Annotated in this window: 22 protein-coding genes and 1 riboswitch; of the genes, 11 read left to right on the top strand and 11 right to left on the bottom strand. The window is 77.0% G+C overall.

Features of this window, described 5'->3' with window-relative positions; genetic code table 11:
• Positions 1-15 precede the first annotated feature (15 nt).
• Positions 16-1,098, top strand: coding sequence for a cobalt-precorrin-5B (C(1))-methyltransferase (locus DQ238_RS12895; RefSeq protein ID WP_113781658.1), 1,083 nt, complete (start codon positions 16-18; stop codon positions 1,096-1,098).
• A 74-nt stretch (positions 1,099-1,172) separates the two neighbouring features.
• Here DQ238_RS12895 and cobM read toward each other — a convergent pair whose 3' ends face one another.
• The 3 genes from cobM to def are packed head-to-tail and all read right to left on the bottom strand — an operon-like array spanning position 1,173 to position 3,660.
• Positions 1,173-1,913 (bottom strand): precorrin-4 C(11)-methyltransferase, encoded by a 741-nt coding sequence (cobM, locus tag DQ238_RS12890; RefSeq protein ID WP_113781657.1) that lies wholly within the window; start codon positions 1,911-1,913, stop codon positions 1,173-1,175.
• Positions 1,910-3,112, bottom strand: coding sequence for a precorrin-6y C5,15-methyltransferase (decarboxylating) subunit CbiE (gene cbiE / locus DQ238_RS12885; RefSeq protein ID WP_199506326.1), 1,203 nt, complete (start codon positions 3,110-3,112; stop codon positions 1,910-1,912). Before cbiE ends, cobM begins: the two co-directional genes overlap by 4 nt.
• On the bottom strand, positions 3,109-3,660 hold the full coding sequence (gene def / locus DQ238_RS12880) for a peptide deformylase (protein ID WP_113781656.1): 552 nt from the start codon (positions 3,658-3,660) through the stop codon (positions 3,109-3,111). The genes cbiE and def overlap by 4 nt, the downstream gene beginning before the upstream one ends.
• Before the next feature lie 33 nt (positions 3,661-3,693).
• On the opposite strand from def, the gene DQ238_RS12875 reads away from it, so the two are divergent.
• The 4 genes from DQ238_RS12875 to DQ238_RS12860 all read left to right on the top strand — a co-directional run bounded on the left by DQ238_RS12875 (position 3,694) and on the right by DQ238_RS12860 (position 8,203).
• A complete protein-coding gene (locus tag DQ238_RS12875; protein ID WP_113781655.1) occupies positions 3,694-4,650 on the top strand; it encodes a cobalamin biosynthesis protein in 957 nt (318 codons plus the stop codon).
• Between the two features lie 358 nt (positions 4,651-5,008).
• Positions 5,009-5,740, top strand: coding sequence for an ANTAR domain-containing protein (locus DQ238_RS12870; protein WP_113781654.1), 732 nt, complete (start codon positions 5,009-5,011; stop codon positions 5,738-5,740).
• A 121-nt stretch (positions 5,741-5,861) separates the two neighbouring features.
• Positions 5,862-6,587, top strand: a complete 726-nt coding sequence (locus DQ238_RS12865; protein ID WP_113781692.1) for a 1-acyl-sn-glycerol-3-phosphate acyltransferase — start codon at positions 5,862-5,864, stop codon at positions 6,585-6,587.
• Between the two features lie 95 nt (positions 6,588-6,682).
• Entirely contained in the window at positions 6,683-8,203 is a 1,521-nt protein-coding gene (locus DQ238_RS12860; RefSeq protein WP_113781653.1) for a cobyric acid synthase, read from the top strand.
• On the opposite strand, the gene DQ238_RS12855 is transcribed toward DQ238_RS12860, so the two are convergent.
• Entirely contained in the window at positions 8,190-8,579 is a 390-nt protein-coding gene (locus DQ238_RS12855; RefSeq protein WP_113781652.1) for a thioesterase family protein, read from the bottom strand. The genes DQ238_RS12860 and DQ238_RS12855 overlap by 14 nt on opposite strands.
• A gap of 33 nt (positions 8,580-8,612) precedes the next feature.
• On the opposite strand from DQ238_RS12855, the gene DQ238_RS12850 reads away from it, so the two are divergent.
• Positions 8,613-9,224, top strand: a complete 612-nt coding sequence (locus DQ238_RS12850; RefSeq protein WP_113781651.1) for an MSMEG_1061 family FMN-dependent PPOX-type flavoprotein — start codon at positions 8,613-8,615, stop codon at positions 9,222-9,224.
• Between the two features lie 32 nt (positions 9,225-9,256).
• Positions 9,257-9,682, top strand: a complete 426-nt coding sequence (locus DQ238_RS12845) for a VOC family protein (RefSeq protein ID WP_113781691.1) — start codon at positions 9,257-9,259, stop codon at positions 9,680-9,682.
• Between the two features lie 63 nt (positions 9,683-9,745).
• On the opposite strand, the gene DQ238_RS12840 is transcribed toward DQ238_RS12845, so the two are convergent.
• Both DQ238_RS12840 and DQ238_RS22820 read right to left on the bottom strand, forming a co-directional pair.
• The gene (locus tag DQ238_RS12840) at positions 9,746-11,047 is read right to left on the bottom strand and encodes an endonuclease Q family protein (RefSeq protein WP_113781650.1); all 1,302 of its coding nucleotides are present in this window, start codon (positions 11,045-11,047) and stop codon (positions 9,746-9,748) included.
• 107 nt (positions 11,048-11,154) lie between these two features.
• On the bottom strand, positions 11,155-11,292 hold the full coding sequence (locus DQ238_RS22820; protein ID WP_158550776.1) for a hypothetical protein: 138 nt from the start codon (positions 11,290-11,292) through the stop codon (positions 11,155-11,157).
• A gap of 232 nt (positions 11,293-11,524) precedes the next feature.
• Here DQ238_RS22820 and DQ238_RS23285 point away from each other — a divergent pair, with 232 nt between their 5' ends.
• A complete protein-coding gene (locus DQ238_RS23285; RefSeq protein ID WP_199506325.1) occupies positions 11,525-11,830 on the top strand; it encodes a hypothetical protein in 306 nt (101 codons plus the stop codon).
• 5 nt (positions 11,831-11,835) lie between these two features.
• Positions 11,836-12,567, top strand: a complete 732-nt coding sequence (locus tag DQ238_RS12830; RefSeq protein WP_113781649.1) for a class I SAM-dependent methyltransferase — start codon at positions 11,836-11,838, stop codon at positions 12,565-12,567.
• Here the strand turns inward: DQ238_RS12830 and DQ238_RS12825 are convergent.
• The 5 genes from DQ238_RS12825 to DQ238_RS12805 all read right to left on the bottom strand — a co-directional run bounded on the left by DQ238_RS12825 (position 12,537) and on the right by DQ238_RS12805 (position 15,527).
• Positions 12,537-13,007 (bottom strand): hypothetical protein, encoded by a 471-nt coding sequence (locus tag DQ238_RS12825; protein WP_113781648.1) that lies wholly within the window; start codon positions 13,005-13,007, stop codon positions 12,537-12,539. The genes DQ238_RS12830 and DQ238_RS12825 overlap by 31 nt on opposite strands.
• A gap of 126 nt (positions 13,008-13,133) precedes the next feature.
• The gene (locus DQ238_RS23775) at positions 13,134-13,487 is read right to left on the bottom strand and encodes a hypothetical protein (protein ID WP_233495928.1); all 354 of its coding nucleotides are present in this window, start codon (positions 13,485-13,487) and stop codon (positions 13,134-13,136) included.
• 59 nt (positions 13,488-13,546) lie between these two features.
• Positions 13,547-14,608 carry an AbrB family transcriptional regulator gene (locus DQ238_RS12815; RefSeq protein WP_113781647.1) on the bottom strand — a complete coding sequence of 354 codons (1,062 nt, stop codon included), beginning with the start codon at positions 14,606-14,608 and terminating at the stop codon, positions 13,547-13,549.
• A 161-nt stretch (positions 14,609-14,769) separates the two neighbouring features.
• Entirely contained in the window at positions 14,770-15,063 is a 294-nt protein-coding gene (locus DQ238_RS12810) for a transcriptional regulator (protein WP_113781646.1), read from the bottom strand.
• On the bottom strand, positions 15,060-15,527 hold the full coding sequence (locus tag DQ238_RS12805; RefSeq protein WP_113781645.1) for a hypothetical protein: 468 nt from the start codon (positions 15,525-15,527) through the stop codon (positions 15,060-15,062). Before DQ238_RS12805 ends, DQ238_RS12810 begins: the two co-directional genes overlap by 4 nt.
• 137 nt (positions 15,528-15,664) lie before the next feature.
• Positions 15,665-15,791: riboswitch (cobalamin riboswitch) on the top strand.
• Between the two features lie 58 nt (positions 15,792-15,849).
• On the opposite strand from DQ238_RS12805, the gene DQ238_RS12800 reads away from it, so the two are divergent.
• Together DQ238_RS12800 and cobO are read left to right on the top strand one after the other, a co-directional pair.
• Entirely contained in the window at positions 15,850-17,850 is a 2,001-nt protein-coding gene (locus DQ238_RS12800; protein WP_199506324.1) for a putative cobaltochelatase, read from the top strand.
• Positions 17,851-17,927: 77 nt separating this feature from the next.
• On the top strand, positions 17,928-18,542 hold the full coding sequence (gene cobO, locus DQ238_RS12795) for a cob(I)yrinic acid a,c-diamide adenosyltransferase (protein WP_113781643.1): 615 nt from the start codon (positions 17,928-17,930) through the stop codon (positions 18,540-18,542).
• The last annotated feature ends 34 nt before the right edge of the window (positions 18,543-18,576 follow it).

The following is an 18,576-nucleotide window of genomic DNA, read 5'->3' as shown; positions in this document are numbered from 1 at the left end:
GTGCATGCTGGCCCCGTGAGCGGGGAGGGCGGCAGCGGGCTGCGCCACGGCTGGACGACGGGCGCGTGCGCGACCGCCGCGACCACCGCCGCCTACACCGCGCTGCTCACCGGCGAGTTCCCCGACCCGGTGACGATCGACCTGCCGAACGACCGGCACCCCTCCTTCGCGCTGGCCCGCGAGGAGCTGGCCGACGGCGCGGCCACCGTCGGCGTGGTCAAGGACGCCGGCGACGACCCCGACGTCACCCACGGCGCGCTGGTGTCGGCGACCGTGACCTCCGGCGAGCCCGGCAGCGGCGTGACCTTCCGCGCCGGCGAGGGCGTCGGCACGGTGACCAAGCCGGGCCTGCCGCTGGCGGTCGGCGAGCCGGCGATCAACCCGATGCCGCGGCGGTTCATCCGCGAGCACGTGGCCGCGGTCGCGGCCCGGCACGGCGGCACGGGGGACGTCGTCGTCGAGGTGTCGGTGGAGCACGGCGAGGAGCTGGCGCGCAGGACCTGGAACCCGCGGCTGGGCATCCTCGGCGGGCTGTCCGTCCTGGGCACCACCGGCGTCGTCGTCCCCTACTCGTGCTCGTCGTGGATCGACTCCATCCGCCGCGGCATCGACGTCGCCCGCGCCGCCGGGCACCGGCACGTCGCCGGGTGCACCGGCTCGACCAGCGAGCGGGTGGTCACCGAGCTGTACGGGCTGCCCGAGGACGCGCTGCTCGACATGGGCGACTTCGCCGGCGCCGTCCTGAAGTACCTGCGCCGCCACCCGGTGCCGCGGCTGACCGTCGCCGGCGGCATCGGCAAGCTCGCCAAGCTCGCCGACGGCCACCTCGACCTGCACTCGGGCCGCTCGCAGGTGTCGTTCGACTCGCTGGCCGCGCGGGTGGCCGGCGCCGGCGGGTCCCCGGAGCTGGTCGCGGGCGTGCGGGGCGCCAACACCGCGCTCGACGCGCTGCAGCAGTGCTCCGCGGCCGGGCTGCCGCTGGGCGACCTCGTCGCGGCCGGGGCCCGCGACACCGCGCTCGGCGTGCTGAGCGGCGCGCCGGTGGTGGTCGACGTCGTGGTGATCGACCGCGCCGGCACGGTGGTGGGACACGCCTAGCGAGAGGACCCCGCTGCCCCCCACCCCTCGCAGGCTCGCGGCGGGCCCTTGCAGCGGGGCCGCTACGGGGGCGCTCATCGCTCCCTCGTCGGCGAGTAGAGGTGGCTGTCGGGGAACTGCTCGGCGGTCAGCACCGGGCCGACGACGACGACCGCCGTCCGCCGCACCCCGGCCGCCTCGACCTGGGCGGCGATGTCGGCCAGCGTGCCGCGCAGCACCAGCTCGTCGTCCCGGCTGGCGCGGGCGACCACGGCGACCGGGCCGTCGTCCCCGTAGTGCTCGGCCAGCTGCGGGGCCAGCTCGGCGATGCGCTGCACCGCCAGGTGCAGCACCAGGGTGGCGCCGGTGGCGGCGTAGGCGGCCAGCTCCTCACCCGGGGGCATCGGGGTCGACCGCGCGCTCGTGCGGGTGAGGACGACGGTCTGCGCCACCCCGGGCACGGTGAGCTCCCGCTTGAGCGAGGCGGCCGCCGCGGCGAACGCCGGCACCCCCGGGACCACCTCGTAGGGCACCCCGGCCGCGTCCAGCCGGCGCATCTGCTCGGCCATCGCGCTGTACACCGACGGGTCACCGGAGTGCAGCCGGGCGACGTCGAGGCCGGCCTCGTGCGCCGCGACCAGCTCGGCGGTGATCCGGTCGAGGTCGAGGTCGGCGGTGTCGACCAGCCGGGCGCCGGGCGGCGCGGTGGCGAGCAGCTCGCGGGGCACCAGGGCACCGGCGTAGAGGCAGACCGGCGCCGACGCGATGATGCGGGCGGCCCGCAACGTGACCAGGTCGGCCGCCCCCGGCCCCGCCCCGATGAACCACACCGTCACCGGGAAATGCTCCAGATCGTCACGGGCATGGCGGGCTTCCAGCCGGTGAACCCGCCGACCGGCTCGGCGCGCTGCACCCCGAAGCGCACCAGCTCCCCGCCGACCCGGGCGTGCCAGGCGGCCAGCACCGCCTCGCCCTCCACGGTGACCGCGTTGGCCACCAGCCGACCGCCGGCGGGCAGCGCGTCCCAGCAGGTCTCCAGCAGGGACGGCGCGGTGAGCCCGCCGCCGACGAAGACCGCGTCGGGGGCGGGCAGCCCGGACAGCGCCGCCGGCGCACGGCCCTCGACGACCCGCAGCCCCGGGACCCCGAGGCGCGCGGCGTTGCGCCGGACGCGCGCCGCCCGCTCGGCGACCGACTCCACCGCGACCGCCCGGCAGGAGGGGTGCACCCGCATCCACTCGATGCCGATCGACCCGGCGCCGGCGCCGACGTCCCACAGCAGCTGCCCCGGCAGCGGGGCCAGCCGGGCCAGGGTGACCGCCCGGACGTCGCGCTTGGTCAGCTGACCGTCGTGCTCGTAGGCGCCGTCGGGCAGGCCGGGCACGGTCGGCAGCGGGCGGGTGCCGGGGTCGGCCACCACCTCGACGGCGGTGACCACCAGCGGGTCGGTCCCGGCGTGCGGCCACCCGGCGGCGGCGCCGGCGAACCGCCGTTCCCCCGGACCACCGAGCTGGGCGAGCGCCACCACCCGGCTGGCGCCGTACCCCCACGTGGCGAGCCGGGCGGCGACCTCCGCGGGGGTCGCCGTGCCCGAGCCGAGCACGAGCAGCCGCCGGCCGGGCGTCACGTGCGGTGCCAGGAGGTCGACCGGGCGGCCCACGACGGAGACCACCTCGGCCTCCTCCACCGCCCAGCCCAGCCGGGCGCAGGCCAGCGTCACCGACGAGGGGGCGGGCAGCACCTCCACCGCCTCCGGACCGTGCAGCCGGACCAGCGAGGTGCCGACGCCGGAGAGCATCGGGTCGCCGCTGGCGAGGACGACCACCCGCCGGCCCGGGTGCGCATCGAGCAGCCCCGCCAGCGCCGGCGTCATCGGGGACGGCCACGGCAGCCGCTCGGCCGGGACCTCCTCGGGCACGAGCGCCAGCTGGCGGGGGCTGCCGCGCAGCACGTCGGCGTCCTCGACCGCGCGGCGGGCCCGCGGCGAGAGGCCGTCCCACCCGTCCGCCCCGATCCCGACGACGACCACCCTCACGCGGGCAGCTCCCCCGCCGCCTCGGCCAGCAGCTCCTCCCGCAGCTCGGCGGGCAGCCGGTCGACGTAGACGATGCCGTCGAGGTGGTCGACCTCGTGCTGCAGGCAGCGCGCCGCCATGCCGGTCGCCTCGATCGACACCGGGCGGCCGTCCGCATCGACGCCGTCCACCCGGGCGCGGAAGGCCCGGGGCAGCTCGGCGTAGGGCCCGGGCACCGACAGGCAGCCCTCCTCGGTGACCTCCTCGGCCGGCTCGCCCTCGTGCGGCTCGAGGACGGTCAGCTCCGGGTTCGCCACGTACCCGACGACGTGCTCACCGGCGGCGTCGGGGCAGTCGATGACGAAGACGCGGGCGTCGACGCCGATCTGGTTGGCGGCCAGCCCGACCCCGTCGGCGGCCTCCATGCTGGCGAACATGTCGAGGACCAGGTGGCGCAGGTCCCTGCCGCCGAACGCGGTCACCGGCGCGCACGGCCGGTGCAGCACCGGGTCGCTGCCGTAGGTGACGATCGGACGGGCGGTGCCGGAGTAGCGGCCGGGCAGGCGCATGGACGCCCATCCTAGGGAGCGCCGCTTGGCACGATGTGCGCCGTGCTGCCCCCGCGCGACCTGCCCACCGCTGCGGGGCTCGCCCTCGGCGCCGTCGCCGACCTGCTGCTGGCCGATCCGCGGCGCCGGCACCCGGTCGCCGGGTTCGGCCGGGTCGCCGGCGCCCTCGAGCGGTGTGTCTGGCGCAACTCCCGCGCCGCCGGGGCCGGGTACGCCGCGCTGCTGGTCGGGGCGGCCGCCGGCCTGGGCGCCGTGCTCGACCGGGCCACCCGCGGGCGGCCGGCCACCCGGACCCTGGTCACCGCCGCGGCCGCCTGGACGGTGCTGGGCGGCACCTCCCTGGGCCGGGCGGCGACGGCGATGGCGCGCACCCTGGACGCCGGGGACCTGCCCGCCGCCCGCACGCTGCTGCCCACCCTCGCCGGGCGGGACCCCGCCGGCCTGGACGAGGCCGAGCTGGCCCGGGCCACCGTCGAGTCGGTCGCGGAGAACACCGCCGACGCCGCCGTCGCCCCGCTGGTGTGGGGAGCGGTCGCCGGCCTGCCGGGCCTGCTGGGCCACCGCGCGGTCAACACCCTCGACGCGATGGTCGGCCACCGGTCCCCGCGGTACGCCCGCTTCGGCTGGGCCGCCGCCCGGGCCGACGACGTGGCCAACTGGCTGCCCGCCCGGCTGACCGCCGCGCTCACCGTGGCCGCCGCCCCCGCGGTGGGCGGCTCGGCCCGCGGGGCGTGGACGGCGTGGCGCCGCGACGGCGCCGCCCACCCGTCGCCCAACGCCGGCCGGTGCGAGGCCGCCCTGGCCGGCGCGCTGGGCCTGCGGCTCGGCGGCCGCAACGTCTACGGCAGCCGGGTGGAGGACCGGCCGGTGCTGGGCAGCGGGCGCACCCCGGCGGCCCGCGACGTGCCCCGGGCGGTGCGGCTCTCCCGCGCCGTGTGGATCGCCGCCGCCGTCCTCGCCACGGCGTTCCGGAGCCGCGGCCGGGGCTGACCGGTCCGGCGGGGCAGCACCCCGCGCGGCTCGGGCAGCCGCGCACCGGCCCCCGGCCTCCCCGGCGACCGTCGTCTGACCGTCCGCCCGGGACGGTCCCGGGCGGACGGGGCGTCCCCGGCGGACGTCCGCGCCGGCTGGACGCCGGGTCGTCGGGAGCGGTGACCGCGGACACGCCGGATGACACGCCGCAGCCCGCAGTCGCCGCGTCGCCGGGCGTGCATCCGGGCGCCGGACGCCGTACGGTCCCGGTGGTACGGAGCGGCCGGTGGCCCCCACCGGCATACCGCGGTGGTCGAACACACGGCCGGCGGCGCCCCAGCCGGGTCCCTGCCCGGTGGCACCCCGTGGAGTCGTCATGACAGCGACGCCGTCACCCATCCTCACGCGCACCACACCCGCTCGGGAGCGGCCCACCCCGCCGGCGCCCTGCGCCGTCCCCGTCCCGCGGCGGCTGGCCGGCCGGTTCCGCTACGAGCGGCGCACCGCTTCCTGGTCGTGGTCGCCGGAGATGTCCGCGCTCCTGGGTCTCGCCCGCGGTGGCGCGCACCCGTGCACCGAGCTGCTGGTCCGCTCGCTGCACCCCGGCGACCGGCCCCGGACCCTCGACGCGATCACCGGCGCGTGCACCGACGGGCTGCCGTTCTCGCTGCGTGTGCGGCTGGGCAGCCGTGGCGGCGTCGAGCGCTCCGCCGTCCTCGTCGGGGAGCCGGTGGCGGACCCGACCGGGTCGGTGGACGTCCTCGAGGGCGTGCTGGTCGAGGTGCCGCCGGCGACCCGGTCGGCGCCGCGGCCGGAGGGGTCGGAGGACGACCGGGTGCGGGCGCTGGAGACCGAGGTGAGCCAGCTGCGCACCGCCATGAGCAGCCGGGCCGCCATCGAGCAGGCCAAGGGCATCCTCATGCTGCTCACCAGCTGCAGCGAGCAGGTCGCCTTCGATCTGCTGGCGCACATCTCCAGCAACTGCCACCGCAAGGTGCGCGACGTCGCCGTGGCCATCGCCGAGTCGGCGTCCGGGCACGGGACGCTGCCCGACGACATCCGGTCGCTGGTCCGCGACGTCTGCCCGCCCAGCCCGCGGATGCACTGAGCCCGGCGCGGGTGCACCCAGCCCGTGCCCCCGGGAGCGCTCCGCTCCGGAGGAGCACGGGAGAATGCCGCTGTCGCCGGCGGCCGCCGGCGGTCCCCCCGACGGAGAGGGGAGACGCGGCGTGCTCTACCTCGTCGCCCGGTTCCTGCTGCGCCCGCTGTTCCACGTCGCGCTGCGGATGCGCGTGACCGGGCGGGAGAACGTCCCGGCCACCGGCCCGGTCATCCTGGCCAGCAACCACCTGTCGTTCATCGACAGCATGGTCATCCCGCTGTCCGCGCCGCGCCGGGTCCACTACCTGGCCAAGGCCGAGTACTTCACCGGCTCGGGCGTCCGCGGCTGGGTGAGCCGCACGGTGTTCACCGCGCTCGGAGCCATGCCGGTCGAGCGGCAGACCCACCGGGCCGCCCAGGAGGCGCTCGACACCGCGCTCGGCGTGCTGCGGCGGGGCGACGGATTCGGCATCTACCCGGAGGGCACCCGCTCGCGGGACGGCCGGCTGGCCCGCGGCAAGACCGGGGTGGCCTGGCTCGCGCTGACCGCCGACTGCCCCGTCGTCCCGGTGGCCGTGAAGGGCACGGACAGGGTGCAGCCGGTCGACGCCCGCTGGCCCCGCCCGCACCGGGTCTCGGTGACCTACGGCCGGCCGCTGACCTTCCCCGAGTACCGCGGCATGGCCGGCAACGGGCGGGCCCGCCGCGCGGTGACCGACCGGATCATGGTGGCGATCGCCGAGCTCTCCGGCCAGGAGAAGACCGGCTGGGGCCCGGAGGAGGCTGCGCCGGCCCGGGAGGAGGCCGCGCCGGCCGGCCCCGCGAGGCCGCACGAGGCCGGCAGCCGGCCGTGATCATCGGCAGATGGCGGCGCGACCCACCGGTGACGGCGACCAGACGCCGATGATCACGGCAGGAGGGGGCCGGTGATCACGGCGGGAGGGGGGCGGTGAGCGGCGGCGCCTTGCTCGTCGCCGGGACGACGTCGGACGCCGGCAAGTCGGTGGTCACCGCCGGCATCTGCCGGTGGCTGGTGCGCCAGGGGGTGTCGGTGGCCCCGTTCAAGGCGCAGAACATGAGCAACAACTCGATGGTCACCGCCGACGGCGCGGAGATCGGCCGGGCCCAGGTGGTGCAGGCCGCCGCCGCCCGCGTCGCGCCCGAGGCGGCGATGAACCCGGTGCTGCTCAAGCCCGGCGGTGAGGACTCCAGCCAGGTCGTCGTCCTCGGCCGGCCGGTGGCCGAGGTCAGCGCGCTGTCCTACCGGCCGATGAAGGCGGCGCTGCTCGACCAGGTGCTGGCGTCGTTGGCCGACCTGCGGGCCCGCTTCGACGTCGTCGTCTGCGAGGGCGCCGGCTCCCCCACCGAGATCAACCTGCGCGCCGACGACATCGCCAACATGGGGCTGGCCACCGCCGCCCGGCTGCCGGTGGTCGTCGTCGGCGACATCGACCGCGGCGGGGTGTTCCCGGCGCTCTACGGCACCGTGGCGCTCATGCCGCCGGCCGACCAGCGGCTGGTGGCCGGGTTCCTGGTCAACAAGTTCCGCGGCGACGTCCGGCTGCTGCGTCCGGGGCTGGACGCCCTGACCGGGCTGACCGGCCGGCCCACCCTCGGCGTGCTGCCCTGGCTGCCCGGCCTGGAGCTCGACGTCGAGGACTCCCTCGGCGTCGGGGCGACCCGCCCCGCCGGCCAGCCGCACGGGGACGACGTGCTGCGGGTCGCCGTGGCCCGACTGCCCCGGCTGTCCAACTCCACAGACGTCGACGCGCTGGCCGCCGAGCCGGGGGTGCTGGTGCGCTACGCCACCACGCCGGAGGAGCTGGCCGACGCCGACCTCGTGGTGCTGCCCGGCACCCGCTCCACCGTGGCCGACCTGGGCTGGCTGCGGGCGACGGGGATGGCCGACGCCGTGCTCCGCCGCGCCGCCGCGGGGCTGCCCGTGCTCGGCGTCTGCGGCGGCCACCAGATGCTGGCCCGCACGATCACCGACGAGGTCGAGTCGCGGGCCGGCGTCGTCCCCGGGCTGGGGCTCCTGCCCACCGACGTCCGCTTCGCCCCGGAGAAGACGCTGGGCCGGCCGACCGGCGAGGCGCTGGGGCAGCCGGTGCGCGGCTACGAGATCCACCACGGCGTGGTCACCGTGGACTGGCTCGCCCACGACCTGCCCGCCGAGCCGTTCCTCGACGGCGCCCGGTCGGGCGCGGTGTGGGGCACCACCTGGCACGGGGCGCTGGAGAACGACGGCTTCCGGCGGGCGTTCCTCGCCGAGGTGGCCCGGGCGGCCGGACGGCGGTTCGTCGCGGCACCGGACACCGACTTCGCGGCGGTGCGGGAGCGGCGGCTGGACGCCCTCGGCGACCTGGTGGCCGAGCACGCCGACACCGACGCGCTGTGGCGGCTGGTCGAGGACGGCGTCCCGGCGGGGCTGCCGGTGCTGCCGCCCGGGGGTGCGCTCAGCCCGCGGTGAGCTTCTCCCGGACGTCGTCCGGCCACGCGGCCGCGACGCCGTCGGCGACGCAGACGTAGGTGTTCCGGACGACGCAGCAGACCCGCTCGCCCACGCGGACGGTGGACCGGACCGTCACGCTGGTGCGGCCCACCTGCTCGGTCTCGGCGTCCACGGTGACCGTGTCGCCCCAGCGCGCCGACGACCTCCACTCCAGCGTGCTGGCCTTGACCACCGGGTCGACGCCGCGGGCGACCAGCTCGTCCCAGGGCAGGCCGTGCGCGGCCCACCAGGCGGTGGAGGCCTCGTCGGCCCAGGTCAGGTAGTGGCTGTTGAACACCACGCCCTGCTGGTCGCACTCGACGTACCGGACCGGGGAGCTCCACCGTGCGGACACGGAGGGCCAGGGTAGCCGGGCTACCGTGCCCCCATGACCGCCGCCGACCCCACCGGGGCCGCCGTCCTCGCGAGCTACCGGGAACCGTCGCACCTGGTGCGGGACAAGGTCGTGGACAGCCTCGACCGGCACTGTCGCGCCTTCATCGCGCTGTCGCCGTTCGCCACGCTGGCCACCGCCGGTCCCGACGGCTGGCCCGACGTCTCCCCGCGCGGCGGTGACCCGGGGTTCGCCAGGGTCCTCGACGAGCGGACGCTCGTCCTCCCCGACCGGCAGGGCAACAACCGGGTGGACAGCCTGCGCAACACCGTGGGCAACCCCCGCGCGGCCCTGCTGTTCTTCGTCCCCGGCTTCGAGGAGACCCTCAAGGTCTTCGGGACGACGACGCTCGTGGGCCCGGACGACGTCGGCCTGGACCTGACCGAGTTCGGCCGCCCGCCGCGCTCGGTGCTGGTGCTCACCGTCTCGCGGGCCTACTTCCAGTGCGGCAAGGCGGTCATGCGCTCGGGCCTGTGGGACGCCGGCCGGCAGGTCGAGCGCTCGTCCTTCCCGTCGCTGGGCGAGGTGCTGCGCGACCACTGCCGGCTCGCCACCCCGCTGCCCGGGCAGGAGGAGATGCGCGCGGAGCTGGCCCGCGAGCTGTGAGTTCCGTCGGTGCGCCGTCCTACGGTGCGCACATGGCGACCGACGTGCAGATCGTGATCGACTGCGCCGACCCGCACCGGTTGGCCGACTGGTGGGCCGAGGCCCTCGGCTGGCAGGTCGAGCCGCAGGACGAGGCGTTCATCCGCCGGATGGTCGACTCCGGGGCGGCGACCGAGGCGGACACCACGACCCACCGCGGGGCGCTGGTGTGGCGCTCGGGCGCGGCACTCACCTCACCCGACCCGGGGCGGCCGCGGGTGCTGTTCCAGCAGGTCCCGGAGCCGAAGACCGTCAAGAACCGGGTGCACCTGGACCTCCGGGTGGGCTCCGCGCGGCGGGACGACGAGGTCGACCGCCTGCTCGGGATGGGTGCCACCGAGCTCCACCGGGCCGCCCAGGGGCCGTTCGAGTGGGTCACCCTCGCCGACCCGGAGGGCAACGAGTTCTGCGTCGCCTAGCGGAAGGACCCCCTGCTCCCCACGGCCCCGTCCCTGGCCCCCTGCAGGGGCCCGGGGCGGCGGCTACGGATTCGAGGCCTGCCGGTGCGGGCCCGCCGCCGGAGCGTCGTCCGCGGGGAAGACGTGCACGGTACCGAACTGGCCGTCGTAGCCGGGCTCGACGTCCACCTCGCCGTCGCGCACCCGGCCGATCCCCTCGGCCACGCGCGCCCCGGCGGCGGCCTCGACGTCGGCCAGGGGGACCTCGGTGAGCACCGACAGCTCGTCGCCGAAGGCCTCGAGCAGCCGGGCGCGCGCCGTGGCCACCCGCTTGGCGGCCGGCCGGACGCCGAGGGCCGCGGCCAGCACCTCGTCCAGCGGCACCAGCGAACGGAACCCGGGCGCCCCCTCCGGCCGGGTGCCGACCGGGCGGTCGGCGAGCTCCTCGACCCGCGACAGGACCCCCACCGTGACCGGCTTGCCGCAGACGGGGCACCGCCCGCCGGCGGCTCTGCGCTGCGCCGGCGTCATCCGGACCCCGTGCTCCCGGTGGCCGTCGAGGTGGTACTTGCCCTCGGCCGGGTAGAACTCGACGGTCCCGGCCAGCCGGGTCGGTGCGGCCGCGCGCTCCGCGGCGCGGGCGGGCGAGCCGGTGCGGAACGCCTCGCGGATGCCGGGGTAGGACAGCTCGCCCTCCAGCCGGGTGGTCTCGCGGGCGACGGTGCGCGGTCCGTGCGCGTCGGAACTGGACAGCAGCGCCACGGCGTCCAGGGAGCTCACCTGCCAGCACATGGCCGGGTCGGCGGACAGCCCCGTCTCGGCCGCGAGGACCTGCGGGACGAGGTCCTCGAAGCACTCGGCGAGGGAGTCGAAGCCGGACTTCGACCCCAGCGCTCCGAACCACGGCGTCCACACGTGGGCGGGTACGACGAGCGCGGTCGGCTCCACGGTGAGGGCGAGTTCGGCGACGGCCTTCGCGCTCAGCCCGAGCGTCGGCCGCCCGTCGATGCCGAGGTCGGCGCCGCGTTCCTCCAGGGCGCGGGTGAACGCCGCCGCGGCCGGCAGGGTCGGCAGCATCACGAGGACGTGGATCCGTCGTGCCCGGCCGCCCTGGCGGTAGACGCAGGAGACCTCGACGCTGAGCAGGAACCGGGTGGCGGCGTGCTGGTCGGCGTCGCGGCGCACGTGCAGACCCTCCTCGGGAGCCGGCACGAGTTGGGTGCGCAACTCCTCGAACCACGCGGGGTGGGTGAAGTCGCCGGTCCCCATCACGCGCACGCCCTTCTCCCGCGCGGTCGCGTCCAACACCGGCAGCGTGAGGTTGCGCGACGTCGCGTAGGCGAAGCGGGAGTGCATGTGCAGGTCCGTGTGGTATGCCGAGGTCACGGGGACCCTCGTACCCCGACCCGCCGCCGAAGTCGCCCGGAAGAGGACCCCCTGCCCCACACCCCTTGCCGGCTCGGGGCGGCCCCGGGAGGCGGCCGGAGGGGGCCTCAGCCCGCTCGCAGGTCCCGGGCCAGCCGGCGGGAGGCGACGGTGCGTTCGGCGAGAGACCGTCGGCGTCCGGCGCGCCGGCGCCGGTCGGTGCCGAGGTAGCGGGCGTCCTCCACCAGCTGGAAGGCCGCGAGCACGCTGGCCCTCACCTCCCGCGAACGCGGTGCCGGTGGCGGAACGGGCTGGGCCGAGGTCATCGTGCCTCCCTGTCCCGGGAGGAGCCCCCGTGACCCGCCCCCGTGGACCCGTGGTTCCCTCCGCTCGGCAGTCCGAACCGCTGCCGTGACCAGATGGTGAGCACGTGATCCACGTGATCCACGAGGTGCACGCCGGCACAGCCGACACGGCCGGCCGCCGTACCGTGCCGCCATGGCAGGCCCCTCCCTCGGACGCAGGCTCTCGACCCTCGTGCGCGCGGCGCTGCGGCCGGCCGCCCGCCCGCGCCGGACGGCGGGACCGCCCGGCACCCCGCGGCCCGCCGGCGTGCACGACCTGCCCGACGGCCTGCGGGACGTCGGCCGCGGCGGCTGGGACTCCCGCGGCCGCCCGAGCGAGGTGCGGCTGGACCGGTTGCTGGTGGTGCCCGTGGACGCCGCCCGCCGGATGGGGGCCGCCCTCGACCGCGCGGTGTTCGATCACGTCGTGGCCGCGGCACGACGGTTGCACCGCTGCTGACCGGCATGGACGCCACCGAGGTCTTCTGGACCCTGCACCGCGACCTCCCCCGCGAGGGGGTGGGCTCGGACGCGACCACCCGCACCCTGCTCGACCTCGCCCGCCCACTCCCCGCGGCACCGCGGGTCCTCGACATCGGGTGCGGCCCCGGGCGGGCGTCGCTGGTGCTCGCGGCCGCCGGCGCCCGGGTCACCGCCGTCGACCTGCACGAGCCGTTCCTGCACCGGGTCCGTCGCGCGGCCACCGACGCCGGGCTCTGCGACCGGGTCGCCGTCGAGCGCGCGTCGATGACCGCGCTGCCCCACGCCGACGCCGTCTTCGACCTGCTCTGGTGCGAGGGCGCCGCGTACCTCATGGGCGTCGACGCCGCGCTGCGGGACTGGCGCAGACTGCTCCGCCCCGGCGGGGTGCTGGTCCTCACCGACGCCGTCTGGACCACCGCCTCGCCCTCCGACGAGGCCCGCGGGTTCTGGGCGGCGTACCCGGCGATGCGCGACGAGGCGGCGACCGTCACAGCGGCCCGAGCGGCCGGCTACGACGTCCTGGCGGCCCACCTGCTGCCCGACTCCGACTGGGTGGACGAGTACCACCGGCCGCTGGAGGCGGCGATCGACGGCTGGCCCGACCCGGACGCCGCGACGGCGGCGGTGCTGGCCGAGGCCCGGACGGAGATCGACGTCCGCCGGGCGCACGGCGACGAGTTCGGCTACCTCGGCGTCGTGCTCCGCCGCAGGTGAGCGGGCGAGGCCTCGACCGACCCGGCCCGCAGCCGGCGCTTGGCGACGGCGATCGGCGGCTGGGCGGCGAGCGCCGGCAGCACCCACCACACCGGGTTCCCCGTGGACGCGACGAGCGCGCCGGTCACCAGCGCGGTGTACGAGCCGCCGAGCAGGTGCGGCTGGAGGGTGGGCCAGTGCGGCCACGCCCGCCGGCGCGCGAGCGCCCCGGCCACCGCCAGCCCACCGGTCAGCCCGGCCACCGGGAGCAGCCAGGCCAGCCCCGGTGCCACCAGGGCGAGGACGGCGCCGCTGACCGCGACCACCGCGACGGCGAGCTGGTAGGCCCCGGCGAGCCCTCGGTCGGGGAGCCCGCGCAGGCGGGCGGCGAGCCAGAGCGGGCCCAGCAGGAGGCCCGCCGTCCCGGCTGCGACGTGCGGCAGGAGCAGGGCGTCACGCACGGCCGGCGTCCTCGCCCGCCTGCGGCCCACGGCCGTTCTCGGTCACGTGCCAACCGTGTCAGCCGGCGGAGCGCGCCACCCGTGTCATCCGTCAGCCATCCGGGGTGACGGATCGGAGGGCTCCGGTCAGTCGGCGACCGACCGGTCGCGGACGTTCTGCCGCGGTCGGACGGTGTAGATCCCCGAGGTGCCGGTGAGCGTGGTCAGGTCGTAGCGGTGCACGACCTTCGGGCCGCCGTGCAGGTGGACGTGGGTGATCGTCGGCAGCGGCTCACCGTGCCGCGCCTCCCGGATCTCCACCCGCCCGTCGAGCGGGCCGCCGACGAAGAGCAGCACGGCGTCCTCCGTGCCGGCGTCCTCCGTGCCGGCGTCCTCCGTGCCGACGTCCTCAGTGCCGACGTCCTCCGTGCCGACATCCTCCGTGCCGATGTCCTGCGTGCCGACGTCCCTGCCGGTCGTGTCCTCGGACAGCTCCCCCACCTCCCTGGCGCCCCGGCAAGGGTAGGCGCGCAGCGCCCGACGACGCCGCGGACTCCCCGTCAGCCGGCGCGGCGCAGCCAGCGAGCCAGCAGCGGCGCCGACAGCAGCATCACGAACAGCCGCAGCACCTGGACGGCGAGCACGAAGGTGGCGTCGGCGCCGCCGTCCTGGGCGGTGGCGAGCACCGCGTACAGCCCGCCGGGGGTGGTGGCCAGGTAGCCGTCGAGCGCGCTGGCCCCGGTGGTGGCGGCGAGCACCCCGCCCAGGCCCGCGCACGCCGCGATGAGGCCCAGGATGAGCACCAGCGCCAGCGGGAGCGCCCGCCCGATGGTGCGCAGGCTCTCGCGGGTGAAGTTCAGGCCGACCATCAGGCCGATCACCAGGAACGCCGCCACCTCCAGCGGCGCCGGCACCTGCGCCTCCCGCGACAGCCCGCTGAGGTCCAGCGTCGCTGCCACCAGCATCGGCCCGAGCAGCGCGGGCACGGGCACGTGCAGCAGGCGGGCCAGCGGCACCCCGGCCAGCAGGCAGACCGCCGCGAACAGCAGCCCGGCCGGCCAGCCGGGGCCGGCGTCGTCGACCGTCGTCCCCCCGGAGCCGGGTGCCGCGCCGAACAGCGCCGTCGCCGCGATCGGCATGAGGACGACGATGATCAGCACCCGCAGGTACTGCAGGACGGCGACCATCCGGTCGTCGGCGCCCAGCTCCCGCGCCATGGCGGTGACGCCCGACGCGCCGCCGGCGATCATCGCGAACGCGCCGGTCACCGGGCTGATCCCCGGTTGCAGGCGCATGAGCAGCCCGGCCAGGACGGTCAGCACGAGCGTGCCGGCGGTGACCAGCAGGACAGGCAGCCAGTTCCGCCCGATCGCGGCCAGCGTCCCCAGGTCGACCAGCGCCCCGATGGAGATCCCGATCAGCGCCTGGGCCGCCGTCGTGACCGGGCGCGGGACGGCTGGCCGCCACCGGCCGGCCAGGCCGCGCACCAGGCCGGCGACCAGGCCGCCGAAGAGCGACGGCGATGGCAGGTCGAGGACGTCGAAGGCCAGCGTGGCAGCCAGCGCGGCGACGGCGACGAGCGCCGCGTCCGCCACCCGGACGATCCGCCCCGTCCCGCCCACCCCCACCACTCTGCCCGCCGCACCAGCCTGCCCGGCGGCCCCTCCCGGGCACGGCCCCTCTGCAGGGTCCCGCCGCGGCCCCGTCCCGAGGCTCACCCCGAGCCTGCGAGGGGTGAGGAGGACGGGGTCCTTCTCCGGTGGGGGGCAGAGGGGTCCTTCTCCTAGCCGCCGGTGATCCGGCGCAGCTCGGCGACGTGCGCGTCGAAGGCGGCCCGGCCGGCGGCGGTCAGGGCCAGGCTGGTGCGCATCCGGGAGGCGCGGGTGGCCTTGCGGACCCGCACGTACCCGGCCTCCTCCAGCTGCTTGACGTGCTTGGACAGCACCGAGTCGCTGACCCCCAGGCTGTCGCGCACGGTGGCGAAGTCCATCGTGTCGACGGCGGCGAGCAGGCCGCAGACCTGCAGCCGCGGCGGCGGGTGGATGACCACGTCGAACCGCGGCGCCACGGTGGTCACGGCTGTTCCCGCAGCTCGGCGGCGTAGACGCGCATCCACCAGTCGTTGATGAAGTGGAGGACGACCCCGAGGACGGCGCCGGCGACCGCCATGGCCCCGCGCCAGCCGAATCCGAACTCGGCCAGAGCGGCGAGCGCGACCACGACGGCGTAGCCGGCCACCCAGACCCGGATGGTCCGCCGCGTGCGACCGGGTCGAAAGCCGCTGACCCACACGCCGGTGCTGCGCTTGTACGCGGCGACGAGCCACCACAGCAGGGCGAGGCCGAGTCCGCTGGCGACGAACTGCCACGGCCCCACGCCGTGCAGGGAGATCGAGCCCAGCAGCAGGAAGACCACGACGCCGGTCGCCGGGGAGTACCACCAGGGCGGCTGCACCCGCTCGATCAGGGCCTCCCGGGCGTCCCGGAGCGCGGTGAGGTCGGCGGCCGCGGCCGCGGGGTCGGTCAGGTCGTTGCTTTCCACAGCGGAAAGGATGGCGGTTCCTTTCCGCCTCGTCAAGTGATCCCGTCCGAGGGGCGTCCGGCGGAGGGAACGGCAGAGGGGGCTGTCGGCCCGCCGTCGCGCCGTGGTCGAATGACGCCGCCACAGCGACGGCAGTGGAGGAAGCCCGGTGCGAGTCCGGCGCGGTCCCGCCACTGTGACCGGGGAGTCCGACCCCGCCGACGGCCACTGCCCCTCGGGGCGGGAAGGCCGGGGCCGGACGCTGATCCGGGAGCCAGGAGACTCCCGCCGTCGTCCCTGCCACCTCCGGGCGCGGACACCCGGGGAGAGGACCTGAGGTCTGGTGACCTATCCCTTCGGCGCCGTCGTCGGCATGGACGACATGCGCCTGGCCCTGCTGCTCAACGCCGTCTCCCCGGCCGTCGGGGGCGTCCTCGTCCGCGGTGAGAAGGGGACGGCCAAGTCGACGGCGGTGCGCGCGCTGGCCGCCGTCCTCCCGCCGGTGGACGTCGTCGCCGGCTGCCGGTTCGCCTGCGACCCGGCCGCACCGGACCCGGCCTGCCCCGACGGGCCGCACGACGCCGCTGCCCCAGGGGGAACCCGCCCGGCGCGGCTGGTCGAGCTGCCGGTCGGCGCGTCGGAGGACCGCGTCGTCGGCTCGCTGGACCTCGAGCGGGCCCTGACCAAGGGCGTCAAGGCCTTCGAGCCGGGCCTGCTCGCGGCAGCGCACCGCGGCGTGCTCTACGTCGACGAGGTCAACCTGCTGCACGACCACCTGGTCGACCTGCTGCTCGACGCCGCCGCGCTGGGCACCGCCTACGTCGAGCGCGAGGGCGTGTCGGTGCGGCACGCGGCGCGGTTCCTGCTGGTCGGCACGATGAACCCGGAGGAGGGCGAGCTGCGCCCGCAGCTGCTCGACCGGTTCGGGCTGACCGTCGACGTGGCCGCGCCCCGGGACCCGGCCGAGCGCGCCGAGGTGGTGCGCCGACGGTTCGCCTTCGACGCCGACCCGGCGGGGTTCGCCGCGGCCTGGGCCGGTTCCGAGTCGGAGCTGGCCCGGCAGATCGCCGCGGCCCGTGAGCGGCTGCCCCGGGTGGTGCTCGGGGACGACGCCCTGCGTCAGGTGACCGCCGTGTGCGCCGCCTTCGACGTCGACGGGCTGCGCGCAGACCTGGTCACCGCCCGGGCCGCGATCGCGCACGCCGCCTGGTCCGGCCGCGACGAGGTGACCGAGGACGACGTCCGGGTGGCCGCCCGGCTGGCCCTGCCCCACCGCCGGCGGCGCAACCCGTTCGACGCGCCCGGCCTGGACGAGCAGACCCTCGAGCAGGCGCTGGAGGACTCCCGCCCGGACGACCCGGACCCCGGCCCCGACGGCGGCGGCGGTGGCGGCGGCGCGCCTCCCCCGCCCGACCCAGGCATGGGAAGCGATGCACCCGTTTCAGGCGCGGAGACGCAGGTATCGGATCCCATGCCCGGGGACGGCGACCGCGCTCCGGGGGCCGCGCCGGACCGGGCCGCGGTGGCGCCGACCGCCCCGTTCCGCGCCCGGCGGCTGGAGGTGCCGGGCACCGGCGCGGGCGCGGCCGGCCGGCGGTCGCGCGCGCGCTCGGACCACGGGCGCGTCGTGGGGGCGGTGCGACCGCGCGGCCCGGTCACGAGGCTGCACCTGATCGGCACCGTGCTGGCCGCCGCGCCGCACCAGGTCGCCCGGGGCCGCACCGGCCCCGGCCTGCGCATCGCCCGCGAGGACCTGCGCCAGGCCGCCCTCGAGGGCCGCGAGGGCAACCTGGTGCTGTTCGTCGTCGACGCCAGCGGCTCGATGGGCTCGCGGTCGCGGATGGCCGCGGTCAAGGGCGCCGTCCTCTCCCTGCTGCTCGACGCCTACCAGCGGCGGGACAAGGTCGGCCTGGTCACCTTCCGCGGCACCGGCGCCGAGCTGGCCCTGCCACCCACCTGGTCGGTGGAGGCCGCCGCGGCCCGGCTGCGCGAGCTGCCCACCGGAGGCCGCACGCCGCTGGCGGCCGGCCTGCTGCGCGCGCACGAGGCGCTGCGGGTGGAGCGGGTACGCGACCCGCGGCGCCGTCCGCTGCTCGTGGTCGTCACCGACGGCCGGGCGACGGGGCCGCGCGGTGGCGACGCCCTGGGCGAGGCGCACCGGGCGGCGTCCCTGCTGGCCGCGGCCGGGACGGCGAGCGTCGTCGTCGACTGCGAGAGCGGGCCGGTGCGGCTGGGCCTGGCCGGGGCGCTCGGGGCCACGCTGGGCGCGCCGACGCTGCGGCCGGAGGAGCTGGCCGCCGAGTCGCTGGCGGCGACCGTGCGCAGCGTGCGGGAGGCGGCCTAGGTGAGCGAGCGTGCGAGCTCACCCATGAGCAGAGCATGCCGAGGCACTCGGCCGACGAGCGCCAGCGAGGAGGACTAGTGCCCAGGGGACAGGTGGCCGTCACCCCGGACGACGGGCTGACCACGAGGGCACGGCGCAACCGGCCGATCCTGGCGGTGCACACCGGCGAGATGAAGGGCAAGTCGACCGCGGCGTTCGGCATGGCGATGCGGGCGTGGACCCAGGGCTGGCCGGTCGCGGTCTACCAGTTCGTCAAGAGCGCCAAGTGGCGGGTCGGCGAGGAGACCGCGCTCACCGCGCTGGGCCGGCTGCACGAGCAGACCGGCGAGGGCGCCCCCGTCGTCTGGCACAAGATGGGCTCGGGGTGGAGCTGGTCGCGGCGGCAGGGCAGCGAGGTCGACCACGCCGCCGACGCCGCCGAGGGCTGGGCGCAGATCAAGCGCGACCTGGCCGCCGAGGCGCACCGCTTCTACGTGCTCGACGAGTTCACCTACCCGATGACGTGGGGGTGGGTGGACGTCGACGACGTGGTGCAGACGCTGCTGGGCCGCCCGGGCAGCCAGCACGTGGTGATCACCGGGCGGGGCGCACACCCGGAGCTGGTCGAGGCCGCCGACCTGGTCGTCGAGATGACCAAGGTCAAGCACCCGATGGACGCCGGACAGAAGGGCCAGCGGGGGATCGAGTGGTGAGCCCGCCCGTCCCCGTCGGCCGTGATCATGGGCT

It is taken from the genome of Geodermatophilus sp. TF02-6 (genome assembly GCF_003319115.1).
Lineage (GTDB): Bacteria > Actinomycetota > Actinomycetes > Mycobacteriales > Geodermatophilaceae > Geodermatophilus.
This window is presented reverse-complemented; position numbering and strand designations above follow the sequence as displayed.